This is a genomic window from Mesorhizobium sp. Mes31, from assembly GCF_024519675.1.
Lineage (GTDB): Bacteria > Pseudomonadota > Alphaproteobacteria > Rhizobiales > Rhizobiaceae > Mesorhizobium.
Window position 1 is genome coordinate 41742 of the sequence record NZ_JALJRL010000001.1, and the last position, 15086, is coordinate 56827.

Genomic DNA, 15086 nt, shown 5'->3' on the forward strand with positions numbered 1-15086 from the left:
CGTCAGGCTGCCTGCTTCACGTCGCCCTTGGCGTAGGGATCGAAGCGCTGGTAGAAGGTCTCACCCTTTTCGGCCATGTCGAGCAGCAGCTTGGGCGCCTTGAACTCGGCGCCGTATTTCTTCTGCAGGTCCTTGGCGATCTTGACGAACGCCTTGGCGCCGATACCGTCGATATAGGACAGCGCGCCGCCAGTGTAAGGCGCGAAGCCAAAAGCCAGGATCGAGCCGACATCGGCCTCGCGCGGATCGGTGACGATGCCCTCTTCCATCACCCGCGCTGCTTCCAGCGCGATGGTGACCAACAGCCGCTGCTGCAGTTCCTCGTAGTCGACCTTCTCCGGCGCCAACTGCGGATAGAGGTCCTTGAGGCCTGGCCACAGCTTCTTCTTGGCAGGCTTGGCGGGGTAGTCGTAGAAACCCTTGCCGTTCTTGCGGCCGAAGCGGCCGTGCGTGTCGACCATGGTGTTGATCAGCGCCATCTGCTTCGGGTCGACGGCCTTGTCGCCGAGGTCCCTGATGGTCTGCTTCATGATCTTCTGGGCGAGGTCGATGGCCGTCTCGTCGGTCAGCGCCAAGGGCCCGACCGGCATGCCGGCGGCCTTCGCCGCATTCTCGATCATCGGGGCAGGCACGCCTTCGATCAGCATCTTGTAGGCTTCCGACATGTAGCGCAGCACGCAGCGGTTGACGTAGAAGCCGCGCGTGTCGTTGACGACGATCGGCGTCTTCTTGATGGCGCGCACGAAGTCGATTGCCGTGGCCAGAGCCTTGTCGCCGGTCTTCTTGCCCAGAATGATCTCGACGAGCATCATCTTGTCGACCGGCGAGAAGAAGTGGATGCCGATGAAGTTCTTCGGCCGCGCCGAATTCTTCGCCAGACCGGTGATCGGAATGGTCGAGGTGTTGGAGGCGAAGACCGCCGACGATTTCAGCACGGCTTCCGCCTGTTCGGTGGCGCTTTTCTTGACGGCCGAATCCTCAAACACCGCCTCGACGACAAGGTCGCAACCGGCGAGGTCGGCATAGTCGGCCGTCGGCGTGATCAGCGACAGAAGCTTGTCCTTCTCCTCGGGCTTGGCGCGGCCCTTCTTCACCTGATCCGAGACCAGGCTGTCGGAATGTGCCTTGCCCTTGGCGGCGGATTCCATGTCGCGGTCGAGCAGCACCACCGGGATGCCGGCCTTGGCCGTGACATAGGCGATGCCGGCGCCCATGAAGCCGGCGCCAAGCACGCCGATCTTCTTGAACCTGGTTTCCGGCACGCCGGCCGGACGGCGGGCGCCCTTGTTCAGTTCCTGCAGCGAGACGAACAGCGAGCGGATCATCGCCGCCGCTTCCCTGGTCTGCATGATCTCGGTGAAATAGCGCTGCTCGATGCGCAGGCCGGTGTCGAACGGCACCAGCAGCCCTTCATAGACGCATTTGAGGATCGCGGCGGCGGCCGGATAGTTGCCATAGGTCTCGCGACGCAGGATGGCGATGGCTGGCGGCCACAGATTGGCGCCCGCCGCCGAATAGATCGGGCCGCCGGGCAGCTTGAAGCCCTTCTCGTCCCACGGCGCCACCGGCTTCAAGCCGTTTTTGATCATCGCCTTGGCGGCTTCGACCAGCTTGGCCGGCTCGGCGATCTCATGGATCAGTCCCATCGACTTGGCCTTCTGCGGCGACAGCGCCTGGCCGGAGGTAAGCATCTGCAGCGCCTGCTGCTGATCGGTCAGCCGCGGTACGCGCTGGGTGCCGCCGGCGCCCGGGAAGATGCCGATCTTCACTTCGGGAAGCGCCATCCTGACCTTGTCCGAGTCGCCTGCGACACGGCCGTGGCACGCAAGCGACAATTCGAAGGCGCCGCCCATGCAGGTGCCGTTGATCGCCGAAACCCAAGGCTTTCCGCAAGTCTCCAGCTTGCGGAACAGGCCGGTCATGGTGCCGGCATTGTCGAACAGCGCCTTGGTCGCCTTTTCGACGTCCTTGGCCTTTTCCGCGGCGAAGGTCGTCAGCATCTTCTGCAGCAGGGTGATGTCGGCACCGCCGGAAAACGTATCCTTGCCGGAGGTGATCACCGCGCCCTTGATGGCCGCATCGCCAGCCACATGATCGACGATGGCGTTCAGCTCCCGCATCGCCTCTTCGGTGAAGACGTTCATCGAGCGACCCGGCATGTCCCAGGTGACCAGCGCAATGCCGTCGGCGTCGATATCGAGGGTGAAATTGGTATAGCTCATCGTTTCTCTCCCCGTCAGACGCGTTCGATGATCGTTGCGGTGCCCATGCCGGCGCCGATGCACAGCGTCACCAGTGCGGTGTTCAGGTCCCGGCGTTCGAGCTCGTCCAGCACGGTGCCCAGGATCATCGCGCCGGTGGCACCGAGCGGATGGCCCATGGCGATGGCGCCGCCATTGACGTTGATCTTGTCGTGCGGAATGTCGAAAGCCTGCATGTAGCGCAGCACCACCGAGGCGAAGGCCTCGTTGAGCTCGAACAGATCGATGTCGGACAGCTTCATCTTGGCGCGCTTCAACAGTTTCTCGGTGACGTCGACCGGACCGGTCAGCATCAGCACCGGTTCGGAGCCGATGTTGGCGAAGGTGCGGATGCGGGCGCGCGGCTTCAGGCCCATGGTCTTGCCGGCCCTCTTCGAGCCGAGCAGCACGGCGGCGGCGCCATCGACGATGCCGGACGAGTTGCCGGCGTGGTGGACGTGGTTGACCTCTTCAACCTCGGGGTGCTTCTGCACCGCAACGGCATCGAAGCCGCCCATTTCGCCAGGCATGACGAAGGACGGGTTGAGCGCGGCCAGCGACTGCATATCGGTCGAGGGCCGCATATGCTCGTCATGGTCGAGGATGGTCAGGCCGTTCTGGTCCTTGATCGGGATGACGGACTTCTTGAAACGACCATCGGCCCAGGATTTGGCGGCACGCTTCTGGCTCTCGACCGCATAGGCGTCGACGTCGTCGCGGGAGAAGCCGTATTTGGTGGCGATCAGGTCGGCCGAGATGCCTTGCGGCACGAACCAGCCGGGCAGGCCGACCGAGGGATCCATGAACCAGGCACCGCCGGAGGCGCCCATGCCGACGCGCGACATCGATTCGACGCCGCCGGCAATGACGATCTCGTCAGCGCCCTGGGCGATCTTGGCGGCGCCGAAATTGATGGCGTCGAGACCGGAGGCGCAGAAGCGCGAGATCTGCATGCCTGGCGCCTTGGTGTCGTAGCCGGCCTCGAAGGCGGCGGCACGCGGTATGACCGAGCCCGCCTCGCCGACCGGATCGACGCAGCCGAAGATGATGTCGTCGACGTTGCCGGTATCGAGTCCATTGCGATCGCGCAACGCCTCGAGCGTCTTGGCGGCAAGCCGCACCGCCGGCACCTCGTGCAGCGATCCGTCCTTCCTGCCCTTGCCGCGCGGCGTGCGCACGGCATCATAGACAAAAGCGTCAGTCATTTTCTTGCTCCCTGGGTTTATCGGACGGCTTTAAACTGATGCATGTCGATCCCCCAAAACCGGGACCACTTTTGAGCGACATGCATTAGAGCGAGCGTCCGATCAGCAATTTCATGATCTCGTTGGTGCCGCCGTAGATGCGCTGGACGCGAGCGTCGCGGAACATGCGGGCGATCGGATATTCATTCATGTAGCCATAGCCGCCATGCAATTGAAGGCATTCGTCGACGACCTTTCCCTGCAGGTCGCTGAGCCAGTACTTGGCCATCGAAGCCGTCACCGGATCGAGGCCGCCGGCGATGTGGCGGGTGACGCAGTCATTGTAAAAAACACGACCGATGGTCGCTTCGGTCTTGAGCTCGGCCAGCTTGAACTGGGTGTTCTGGAAATCGATGATCGCCTTGCCGAAGGCCTTGCGGTCCTTGACGTAGTCGATGGTCAGCGCTAGCGCCCGCTCGATCATGGCAATCGCCCCGGTGCCGATCTGCAGCCGCTCCTGCGGCAATTGCTGCATCAGTTGGACGAAGCCTTGTCCCTCATCGTGGCCGAGCAGGTTGGAGGTCGGCACACGCACATCATTGAAGAACAGCTCCGATGTGTCGTTGGCCTTCAGCCCGATCTTGTCGAGGTTACGGCCGCGCTCGAAGCCTTCCACCTCATCGGTCTCGACGACGATCAGCGAAGTGCCCTTGGCGCCCTTGTCCGGATCGGTCTTGGTGACGACGATGATGAAGTTGGCCAACTGGCCATTGGTGATGAAGGTCTTGGAGCCGTTGATCTTGTACTGGTTGCCATCCTTCTGCGCCCGCGTCTTCACGCCCTGCAGGTCGGAACCGGCGCCGGGCTCGGTCATGGCGATGGCGCCGATCAGTTCGCCGGTGGCCAGCTTCGGCAACCACTTCTTCTTCTGCTCTTCCGAACCATAATGAAGAACGTAGGGCGCAACGATCGAGTTGTGCAGGCCGATGCCGAAACCATCGACACCGACATGGCCGATGGCCTCGATGATGGCGCTCTCATGGGCGAAGGTGCCGCCCGAGCCGCCATATTCCTCCGGCATCGAAGCGCAGAGCAGACCGGCCGCACCGGCCTTCAACCAGCTCTCGCGGTCGACCATCTCGTTCTTCTCGAATTCGTCGTAACGCGGCGCGATCTCTTCCGACATGAAGCGGTGCGCCATGTCGTAGAGCATACCGACTTCATCCGCTGCCCAGGCGGGCTTCGGCAAAGAGAGCACTTCGGCGGGATTTGTCGCCACGATTTCCTCCGCGTATCGACAGACAGGGCCGGCGGCGCCGGCGGTCGAGCTTAGAACGCTTCCGCCGGCAGAGCCATCAACGTATCGGCGCCGCTCGAAATGCGGGCGAGGTGCGCCGAGGTCTCCGGCATGATCCGCTCCATGAAGAAGCGGGCCGTCACGACCTTGTTCTCGTAGAAGGACTGGGAACCGTTGGCACCCGTCTTGCCAAGTGCCGCCTTGGCCATCTGCGCCCACATGTAACCCAGCGCGACAAGGCCGAAGAGATGCATGTAGTCGGTCGAGGCGGCGCCTGCATTGTCGGGCCTGGCCATGCCGTTCTGCAGCAGCCACATGGTCGCCGCCTGCAGGTCGTTGAGGCCCTTCTTCAGTGCCTTGGTGAAGGACGCCATCTTCTCGTCGGAGCGGTTTTCCTCGCAGAACTCACCGACCTCCTTGAAGAAGGCCTGCACAGCGCGACCGCCATTCAAACCGAGCTTGCGGCCGACGAGGTCGAGTGCCTGGATGCCATTGGCGCCTTCATAGATCATGGCGATGCGGGCATCGCGCACGAACTGGCTCATGCCATGCTCTTCAATGTAACCGTGACCGCCGAACACCTGCTGCGCCATCACGGCGTGGTCGAAACCCTTGTCGGTGAGCACGCCTTTGACCACCGGCGTCATCAGGCCGGTGTAGTCGTCGGCGGCCTGGCGATCCTTGTCGTCGCCAGAGCGGTGGGCGATGTCGGACTTGATGGCGGTCCACAGCGCCAGCGCGCGGCCGGCCTCGTTGAAGGCCTTCATGGTCATCAGGCTGCGGCGGATATCGGGATGGACGATGATCGGGTCGGCCTTCTTGTCCGGCGCCTTGGCCCCTGACAGCGATCGACCCTGTAAACGGTCCTTGGCGTAGGCGACGGCATTCTGGTAGGCGATCTCCGACAGCGACAGCCCCTGCAGGCCGACACCGAGCCGCGCCTCGTTCATCATCGTGAACATCGCCTTGAGGCCGCCATTGGCCTCGCCGAGCAGCGTGCCTTCGGCCGCGTCATAGTTCATGACGCAGGTCGAATTGCCGTGAATGCCCATCTTCTCCTCGATCGAGCCGCAAGAGACGGTGTTTCTCTTGCCCGGATTGCCCGATGCGTCGAGCATGAGCTTCGGCACGATGAACAGCGAAATGCCCTTGACGCCTTCCGGCGCGCCCTCGATGCGGGCCAGCACCAGATGGACGATGTTGTCGGACATGTCGTGCTCACCGGCCGAGATGAAGATCTTCTGGCCTGAAATCTTGTAGGTGCCATCGCCGTTCGGCACCGCCTTGGTGCGCAGCAGGCCGAGATCGGTGCCACAATGCGGCTCGGTCAGGTTCATGGTGCCGGTCCAGGCACCCTCGACCATCCTCGGCAACCATTTGGCCTTCTGCTCGTCGGTGCCGTGGGTGATGATCGCCGCGATCGCGCCCTGAGTCAGGCCGGGATACATCATCAGCGACATGTTGGCCGAGACCATGTATTCGGCAACCGCCGTATGCACGGCGTAGGGCAGGCCCTGGCCACCGAACTCGACAGGCGCCGCCAGCCCCATCCAGCCACCTTCGCGATACTGGTCGAAGGCCTCCTTGAAGCCTTTCGGCGTCGTCACCGAACCATCGTCGTGACGGACGCAGCCTTCCATGTCGCCGACACGGTTGAGCGGATGCATGACGTTTTCGGCGAGCTTGGCGCCTTCGGCAAGGATAGCCTCCAGCACGTCGGGCGTGGCGTCGGAAAATCCGGGAAGGTTCGAGTAGCGCTGATAGCCCAGCACCTCGTTGAGCACGAACAGCGTATCCTGGACCGGAGCCCTGTATGTCGGCATGCTTTTTCTCCACCCTGCAAACCCGATCCGCCCCCCCGAAATCAAGCCAGGGCGGCATGCGGACCTGTGTTGGGGTCGGGATAGCAAAAATTGACGTTTGCGTAAACGTCAATTTTTTCGATGCGACAAGATTTCCCGCCCCTATGCGCAAGGAGCCTAGCGGCGCAGCATCGCGCAAGCCAGCGTGAAACAACCCGAAGGGCTGCATGAGGGGCAGGCGCAGACGACGAAAAGCCGCGCGGCGGAGCCACGCGGCTTTGATGGTCAGGGATCCGACAGCGTCGGAATCAGCAGATGGCTTAGCTTGCCGCGCTCGCCTGCGGCACCGAACGCTCGGCCAGCATCTGGCGTACTGCCGACATCGAGCCGCTCAACTCGTTGATGGCGTCGTCGATCAGCGCCCGCTGCTTCTGCAGGCGGGCAAGCTGCTTTTCCGACTTGTCCAGCGCAAGCCGCAGTTGCTTGGTGTTGGAACCGGTCGGATCGTAGAGGTCCATCATCTGCTTGACGTCACGCAGCGAGAACCCGACCTTGCGGCCAAGCAGGATCAGCTTCAGCCGCGCTTTGTCGCGACGCGTGTAAAGACGGGTCGACCCGTCGCGCTGCGGGTTGAGCAGCCCCTTGTCTTCGTAGAAACGCAGCGTGCGCAGCGTTACTCCGTATTTCTTGGCCATCTCACCGATGCGGACAAGGTCCTCGCCGGCTTCAACAGACATATTGGTATTGGCCGCGGTCTCGCCGGCCGAGATAAGCTTCATGGTCACTGGCTTTCCCCGTCTGATGGCGTCGCGGCCCTGGACCGTGCGTCGCCTGACTGGAAGCGGGGGCGTGCTCCCAGTCGTGGTTTCAACAAACAAATCGCAAACAGCACGCTCAATGCGCCTTTTACGTTTACGTCAATTCTATACCGATAGCCGCCTCATGACGCAAGGGCGTTCTGCGAGCGGAGCTTTATGCCGCACCGTCAGGCCGGCAGCCAACATCCTTCCAATTTCTTAAGTTTGGTTAACGCGTTGTTTACCACGTTGGGCGAAATGTGGGCGCGTCGGCTACCCGTGTTTATCCTGTATCGAATTTTTCACGGTTTTTCGGAGCGCGGGTGAGAACCCGGGAAGCTTGTCTTCCACCGCGGCAAAGCGCCCGGTCGCCTCGTTCCGACAGGGACTTGGGGGAGTTGGCTACAAGCCAGCCATTCTGAAAGACGGACGCACAGATGAACAGCAAGCGGTCCTATCTCGATACACTCAACGCCGGCAGGCAGCGCAGGCCTCAGACCACGCTCGAGCAGTTGAACCGCTCGCTGGAGACGCTGGAACAGCGGCTGGAGCGAACCCGCGAGGATCCGATGGGTCGTCCCGATCCGCGCCAGCAACGCTGGTACGAGGATCCGCAGCCAGCGCCGCGCCCGCAGAGCCCGGTGCAGCCCGCCGCCGCTTTCGAGCAGAATTACCAGGCCATTGCGCGCGACATCGATCGCGTGCGCGGACAGGAAGACGGCGTTGCCATGGTCGGCAAGATCGCCGGCGAATTGCGCGGCATGCGCGAGGAACTACGCCACCAGATGACTGCCGGGCTGCAGCGTGAATTCGAAGCGCTGCGCAAGGACATAGAGCGGGCCTTCCAGTCGAACGCGACGCCAGGCGGCGCGTCGGGTGCCCTGGCCAAGGGCAGCGCCGAACTCGGCCTCGAGTTCGAGAGGCTTTCCGGCGCCATCCAGACGCTGGCCGAGAAGAGCGATGACAGAAGCGTCAACATGCTGCGGCTCGAACTCGAGCAGGTCAAGGCGGCGCTCGACACGCTGGCGCGCGAGGAGAGCGTGCAGAAGGTCGATCGCCGCTGGGACGACTTCGATCGCCGCTGGACGGCCTTCGAGGATCGCGTCGATGCCGACCAGCGCAAGCGCTCGGACGACCCCGGCCTGTCGATGCTGACAGACCGGCTGGAGCAGATCAGCAACGCCGTCAACAATCTGCCGGAATCGCTGTCGCTGCGCTCGCTCGAGGACAAGGTGCGCACGCTTGCCGGCGCCGTCGACCACTTCGCCAGCCAGCAGGACAATCGCGGCAGCGACACGCTTGGCATGATCGATGAGCGGCTGGACGAGATTTCCCGCGCCATCGTTGCATCGACCGTCGCGGCGCAAGCCAATTCATTCGACCATGAGGCTTTCGAGCGCATCGAGAAGCGGATCGACTCGCTTGCCGGACAGATCGAGGAAGTGGCGCAGGATCGCCCCGGCAACGCGGTCATGGACCGCCTGAACACGCTGTCGAGCAGGGTCGACGAGCTCGCCGGTCGCGCCAATCTGCCCGAGCAGGCGATGGAGCGCCTGGCCAAGCAGATCGCACTCATCGCCGACAAGATCGACCAGGCGCCTGCCATGCCTGACGCCGACTATATCTTCCATGGGCTGGAGCAGCGCTTCGACGTGCTGTCCGGAATGATGGAACGCCGCCAGGGTGACGCCATCGAACAGGGCAACATGCTGTTCCGCGATCTCGAGCGCCGGCTGGACGAAGTTGCCGACAGGCTGGACGAGCGCATGCCGCAAGTCGACAGCGCCGGCATCATGGACGCCATCGACGCCCGCTTCACCGCTCTGGCCCAGCGCATCGAAACGCGCGTTCCCGATCCGGCCGGCGAAGCAGCGATCCGCGGCCTGGAAAGCCGGCTCGAAGACATTTCAAACCGGCTGGACGCGTCCGCCGCGCAAGTGGCCGGCATCGATCCAGCGTTGATCCGAAGCCTGGAGGCGCAGGTCGCCGGTCTGTCTGCCCATCTTTCCAAGCCCAGCACGCCGCTGCCGGAATTCGAGGACATCAGCCCGCGCCTCGACGAAATCGAAAAGTCGCTGGCCGGAACGCGCGATTCCATCCTCGACGCGGCGCGCGACGCGGCTGAGAACGCGGTGCGATCGCTGGCCGGTTCGAGCGCCAACACGACGGCCGTTTCCGGCCTCGCTCAGGACCTGAAGACACTCGAAGCGCTGACGCGGCGCTCGGACGAGCGCAATTCGAGAACGTTCGAGGCCATCCACGACACGCTGCTCAAGATCGTCGACAGGCTTGGCTCGCTGGAACCCGGCGAGCCGGCCGAGGCGGTGAGCGAACTCCTCGACGCGCGGCCGGACGAGCCGGCAGGCAGGCGCCGTGCGCGGCAGTCCAAGATCGCCGTCGACGCACCGTCGATGGACATCGACGAGCCAATGCCGTTGACCGGAGACATGGCCGATCTCGATGGCCGCGTCGCCGCCATCATGCGCAACGAACCGGTTTCACGCGGCGATCTGGGTACGCGCGGCGACCTGGGTTCGCGCACCGACCTGGGTACGCGCACTCCGGCCGAGGCCGCCGCTGCGGCGGCCATGGCAGCCCTTGGTTCCGACACGATCGCCGACAGTGGCGAGCCGGCGGGTCGCCGCAAATCGATGTTCGGCGGGCTGGCGCGCGCATTCAGGGGCAGGAAGGAGGCGGATATTCCGCCGCTGGCCGGCTCGGCGCCGAGCGCTCCGATCCCGAGTGTCGACCTCGACGAGCCACTCGATCCGAAAATGGCCAACCGGCCGCTGGAGCCCGGCTCTGGCGCACCAGACCTCAATGCCATCATGAAGCGTGTGCGTGACGAGCGCGGCCAACCAGCCAAGCCCAGCGACACCGATGCCGCCAAATCGGATTTCATCGCCGCGGCGCGGCGCGCGGCGCAGGCCGCCGCCGCCGAGGCCGATGCCCTGAAACGTCAGTCGACGATGACCGGACCGGTCAAGGCGCTGCGGATCGGTGACCTGCTCAAGTCACGACGCAAGCCTATCCTGATGGGGTCAACCGCGATCCTGCTGGCGCTTGCCGGCCTGCAACTGGGCAAGGCTTTCTTCGCCGATCCCGCGCAAGTGGCAAGCAACGACGCCGCACCGGTTGCGGCTTCGCAACCGGTGCAAACCGCCTCACTCGACACCGCAAGCCAGCCGAAGCCGGATGCGCGGCCCCCGGCACCGGAAACCGCGCCGGCCCGTGTCGTCAGGCAGGCCGCACCGTCCGAGCCGGCAATCAAAGACGACATGGCGACGCAAGCCACGATGGCAACGCCACCAGGCGTCGAGCCGTCGATGGATGCGGCACCGACAGCCGAACCCGTTCCCGCGCCTGTTGCTCCGGCCATGCCCGCCGATGCTGGCGCGGCGGCGTCCGGCACGGCAGCCTCGGCAGCTTCGGCCCCGGTGGCCGCACCGACCGCTGAGGCAACCGATGCCGCAACCGGCAACCAGCCGATCGCGGCTGCGCCAGCCACGGACACCACAGGCGCGGTTCCGCCAACGAACGCTTCCCCGGCGGCGGCCGCGGCCAAGATCGACATTCCAGCCAACGCCGGCCCGGCCGCCTTGCGTGACGCCGCCGCCAATGGCGATGCCAAGGCGCTGTTCGAGATCGGCTCGCGCTATGCCGAGTCGCGCGGCGTCAAGGAAGACATGGCGGCGGCCGCCAAATGGTACGAGAAGGCGGCGGAACTGGGCTTTGCGCCGGCCGAGTACCGCATCGGCAATTTCTACGAAAAGGGCATCGGCGTCGCCCGCGACATCAAGAAAGCCAAGACCTGGTACCAGCTCGCCGCCGAGCAGGGCAACGCCAGCGCCATGCACAATCTGGCCGTGCTGTTCGCCATGGCGGCGGACGGCGTGACCGACAATGAGTCGGCCGCGCACTGGTTCCAGGCGGCCGCCGACGTTGGCGTCAAGGACAGCCAGTTCAATCTCGGCATCCTCGCCGCCAAGGGCGTCGGCATGAAGCAGAACCTCGAGGAATCCTACAAATGGTTCGCTCTCGTCGCCAAGACAGGCGACAAGGATGCGGCGGCCAAGCGCGACGAGATCGCCAATGCGCTGCGGCCCGAGCAGCTTGAACGCGCCCGCGCCGCGGCCGAACTGTGGAAGGCCAAGCCGCTGGATCCGGCGTCCAATTCGGCGGACATTCCCGAATCCTGGCAGAACGACACGCCGCAGACGACCGCCAGCATCGACATGACGAAGGCCATCCAGAACATCCAGCGCATTCTCAACAAGAATGGCTACGATGCCGGCGGCGCCGACGGCAAGATGGGCCAGAAGACGAAGACCGCGATCATGGCTTTCCAGACCGACAACAAGATGCCGGCGACCGGCACGATCGATGAAAAACTGGTCAAGGCCCTGCTGGCGCGCAAATAACGGCGGATGCGTCGCTTCCACGACGCCTTGCCACACATTTGCCTGTTAACTGATTGAGATGTTTTTTGTTTCGGCGGTGCGGCGTGGTTTGACTTCGTAGCACCTCCGGCGCAAGAACAAATTGGCTTGTCGGGGCAAAATGCCCGCAACGGTTGCATTCGCCGGCAGGCAGAACTGATCGAGACTGACGGGTGGGCATCTATCTCCCGATCGCGGAAATTTCCGTCAACGTCTTCGTGCTGCTGGCCATGGGTGCGGCAGTGGGTTTCCTGTCGGGCATGTTCGGCGTCGGCGGCGGCTTCCTCATCACGCCGCTGCTGATCTTCTACAACATACCCCCGGCGATCGCGGTCGCCACCGGCGCCAACCAGGTCATCGCCTCCTCCTTCTCCGGCGTGCTTTCGCACATGAAGCGAGGGACGCTCGACTTCAAGCTCGGCGGCGTGTTGCTGGCCGGCGGCATCGTCGGCTCAACCGGCGGTATCTACGTCTTCGCCTTCCTGCGCAGGCTCGGCCAGCTCGACCTGTTCATCTCGCTGCTCTACGTCGTGCTGCTCGGCACCGTCGGCGGGCTGATGCTGGTCGAAAGCGTCAACGCGCTGCGCGCCACGCGCAGCGGCGCGGCACCGGTGCTGAAGAAATCCGGCCAGCACAACTGGATCCACCGCCTGCCGCTGAAGATGCGGTTCAGGGCCTCGAAACTGTTCGTCAGCGTCATCCCGGTGCTTGGTCTGGGAGCCGGCATCGGCTTCCTGTCGTCGATCATGGGCGTCGGCGGCGGCTTCATCATGGTGCCGGCGCTGATCTATCTCTTGAAAGTGCCTACCAACGTCGTCATCGGCACCTCGCTGTTCCAGATCATCTTCACCTCCGCCTACACGACGCTGGTCCACGCCACCACCAACCAGACGGTCGATGTCGTGCTGGCTTTCCTGTTGATGGCGGGCGGCGTGGCCGGCGCGCAATATGGCGCCAAGGCCGGCCAGAGGCTGCGCGGCGAGCAGCTCAGGGCGTTGCTGGCTCTGCTTGTGCTGGCGGTGGCGATCCGGCTTGCCATCGATCTCTTCGTCACCCCGCCAAATCTCTATTCGCTGTCCGGCGTGGGCCTCAACTGATGCCGGCACCGAAAGCGTTCGCAACCGTCATACTCTTGTCGTTGCTTGCCGCTGCCATGCCAGCGAAGGCGCAGGCGCCTTTGCCTACGGAAGGCATCCAGATCGGGCTCTCCACCGACAATGTGTCGATCACCGCCGGCTTTTCCGGCGCGGACCTGACGATCTTCGGTTCACTGGAAAACCCCGATCCGCTCGTTGCCCGTCAGGGCCGCTACGATGTCATCGTGGTGCTCGAAGGCCCGCCGCGAACGGTGGTGGTGCGCCGCAAGGACCGGGTGCTCGGTGTCTGGGTCAATCTGGACTCCGAGACTTTCGAGAACGTGCCGATGTCCTATTCTGTGGCGACCACGCGGCCGCTGCAGGACATCACCGAACCGAACAGCTACAAGCAGCTCTCGCTCGGCGCCTCCAACCTCTACATGCAGCCCGCCGATGCCGGCGACAGCCCGGCGACCATCGAGGAATTCACGGCGGCACTACGCGAACGCAAATCCGCGACCGGCCTCTACAGCGAGAATGTCGGCGGCGTGCAATTCCTGTCGCAGAACCTGTTTCGCGCCACTGTCAGACTGGCGCCGAATGTTCCGGTCGGAACCCACAAGGCGCGTGCCTTCCTGTTCAAGAGCGGCCTGTTCATCAAGGAAAGCTCGGCTCAGCTCGAAATCCGCAAATCCGGTTTCGAACAATCGATCTTCCGCGTCGCCCACGACTATTCCTTCCTCTATGGCGTCTTCGCTGTATCGCTGGCCATGATAACGGGCTGGCTCGGAAGGCTGGTTTTCCGAAAAGACTAGATCCCCGCCGAAAGGGGTTTCCCTTTCCCGGGCCATGCGATAGACCGCCGCCTCCCGGCGCGGCGAACGCGCACGATTTCAGTTCGGCAGGATGGTTCGGTCACCCCGGACAACGGCGCGCATGCGAAGACGCCGATCCGCTGCCCCAAGGACAATGACAGGACGTAGCGATGCGACCAGCATTCGGCGGTATCGACTTCGGCACTTCGAATTCCACCGTGGGCGTGGTCCGCAACGGGCAGCCTCGCCTTGTCGCTCTGGAAGATGGCCAGGTCACGCTGCCAAGTGCCGTCTTCTTCAACTTCGAGGACAACCGCACCTGTTTTGGCCGCCACGCTATCGCCAACTACACCGACAGCGTCGAAGGCCGCTTGATGCGCTCGCTGAAGAGCGTGCTCGGCAGTTCGCTCGCGCACGAAAAGACGCGCATCAAGGCGCGCTCGATCGGCTTCATGGAGATCATCGGCCTGTTCCTCGGCCATCTCAGGAAGAAGCTGGAGGAAGACGCCGGCGATGTGGTCGAGACCGTGGTGCTCGGCCGCCCGGTACAGTTCGTCGACGACGATGCGCAAGCCGACGCGAATGCCCAGGGCGAACTCGAAAAGGCGGCGCACGCCCAGGGCTTCAAGCACATCGCTTTCCAGTTCGAGCCGATCGCGGCGGCGCTCGACTATGAGCAGAAGGTGACGCGCGAGGAACTGGCGCTGATCATCGACATGGGCGGCGGCACGTCTGACTTCTCGATCGTGCGCGTCTCACCGGAGCGCTCCCGCTCGCCCGACCGCAAGGACGACATCCTGGCCAGCCGGGGCATCCATATCGGCGGCACCGATTTCGACCGGCTGCTGAGCATCGCCCATGTGATGCCGCAGCTCGGCTACCTGACCCCGACCAAGGACGGCAAGCGCAATCTGCCGGCCAGCTACTTCATCGATCTCGCGACCTGGCAGCGCATCAACCTGGTCTACACCGCCAAGGCGATGACGCATCTGCGCCAGATCCGCTACGAGGCCGAGCGTGCCGACCTCGTCGACCGCTTCATCCACATCGTCGAGCACCGCTACGGACACGCGCTGGCGGCACTGGTCGAAAAGGCCAAGATAGAGCTGACCGACAGGTCATCCGCCGAGGTCGCGGTGAAGCTGCCGGGCGTGGAGTTCGCCGCCGACATCACGCGGGCCGGGCTGGAAGCCACGATTGCCAGGGACATCGAGCGGGTCGCCGCGACGGTCGGGCAGACCATCCGCGATGCCCAGGTCAAGCCATCCGACATCACCGCGGTGTTCCTGACCGGCGGATCGACCGCGATCCCGCTGGCAAGACGGGAGATCCTGTCGCTGGTGCCGCGAGCCTCCATCATCGAAGGCGACATGTTCGGCTCGGTCGGGCTTGGCCTGGCTCTGGATGCCCAGCGGAAGTTCGGCTGAGCCCGTTCG

9 protein-coding genes are annotated in these 15086 nt (G+C 64.0%); 4 read left to right on the top strand and 5 right to left on the bottom strand.

The window, feature by feature from the left end; all coding sequences use genetic code 11:
• Window positions 1-2 precede the first annotated feature (2 nt).
• The 5 genes from NR193_RS00195 to NR193_RS00215 form a co-directional block, all read right to left on the bottom strand.
• Window positions 3-2222: a 3-hydroxyacyl-CoA dehydrogenase NAD-binding domain-containing protein gene (locus tag NR193_RS00195; protein WP_256748891.1), complete on the bottom strand. Its 2220-nt coding sequence runs from the start codon at window positions 2220-2222 to the stop codon at window positions 3-5.
• A gap of 14 nt (window positions 2223-2236) precedes the next feature.
• Window positions 2237-3445: an acetyl-CoA C-acetyltransferase gene (locus NR193_RS00200; RefSeq protein ID WP_091579721.1), complete on the bottom strand. Its 1209-nt coding sequence runs from the start codon at window positions 3443-3445 to the stop codon at window positions 2237-2239.
• A gap of 85 nt (window positions 3446-3530) precedes the next feature.
• On the bottom strand, window positions 3531-4703 hold the full coding sequence (locus NR193_RS00205) for an acyl-CoA dehydrogenase family protein (protein WP_256748892.1): 1173 nt from the start codon (window positions 4701-4703) through the stop codon (window positions 3531-3533).
• Between the two features lie 50 nt (window positions 4704-4753).
• On the bottom strand, window positions 4754-6544 hold the full coding sequence (locus NR193_RS00210; RefSeq protein WP_256748893.1) for an acyl-CoA dehydrogenase: 1791 nt from the start codon (window positions 6542-6544) through the stop codon (window positions 4754-4756).
• 299 nt (window positions 6545-6843) lie between these two features.
• Entirely contained in the window at window positions 6844-7302 is a 459-nt protein-coding gene (locus NR193_RS00215; RefSeq protein ID WP_256749318.1) for a MerR family DNA-binding transcriptional regulator, read from the bottom strand.
• A 455-nt stretch (window positions 7303-7757) separates the two neighbouring features.
• Here NR193_RS00215 and NR193_RS00220 point away from each other — a divergent pair, with 455 nt between their 5' ends.
• The 4 genes from NR193_RS00220 to NR193_RS00235 all read left to right on the top strand — a co-directional run bounded on the left by NR193_RS00220 (window position 7758) and on the right by NR193_RS00235 (window position 15077).
• Window positions 7758-11741 (top strand): peptidoglycan-binding protein, encoded by a 3984-nt coding sequence (locus tag NR193_RS00220; protein ID WP_256748894.1) that lies wholly within the window; start codon window positions 7758-7760, stop codon window positions 11739-11741.
• A 191-nt stretch (window positions 11742-11932) separates the two neighbouring features.
• Window positions 11933-12856: a sulfite exporter TauE/SafE family protein gene (locus NR193_RS00225; RefSeq protein WP_256748895.1), complete on the top strand. Its 924-nt coding sequence runs from the start codon at window positions 11933-11935 to the stop codon at window positions 12854-12856.
• Window positions 12856-13650 carry a TIGR02186 family protein gene (locus NR193_RS00230; protein WP_256748896.1) on the top strand — a complete coding sequence of 265 codons (795 nt, stop codon included), beginning with the start codon at window positions 12856-12858 and terminating at the stop codon, window positions 13648-13650. Before NR193_RS00225 ends, NR193_RS00230 begins: the two co-directional genes overlap by 1 nt.
• A 170-nt stretch (window positions 13651-13820) precedes the next feature.
• Window positions 13821-15077, top strand: a complete 1257-nt coding sequence (locus tag NR193_RS00235; protein WP_256748897.1) for an Hsp70 family protein — start codon at window positions 13821-13823, stop codon at window positions 15075-15077.
• The last annotated feature ends 9 nt before the right edge of the window (window positions 15078-15086 follow it).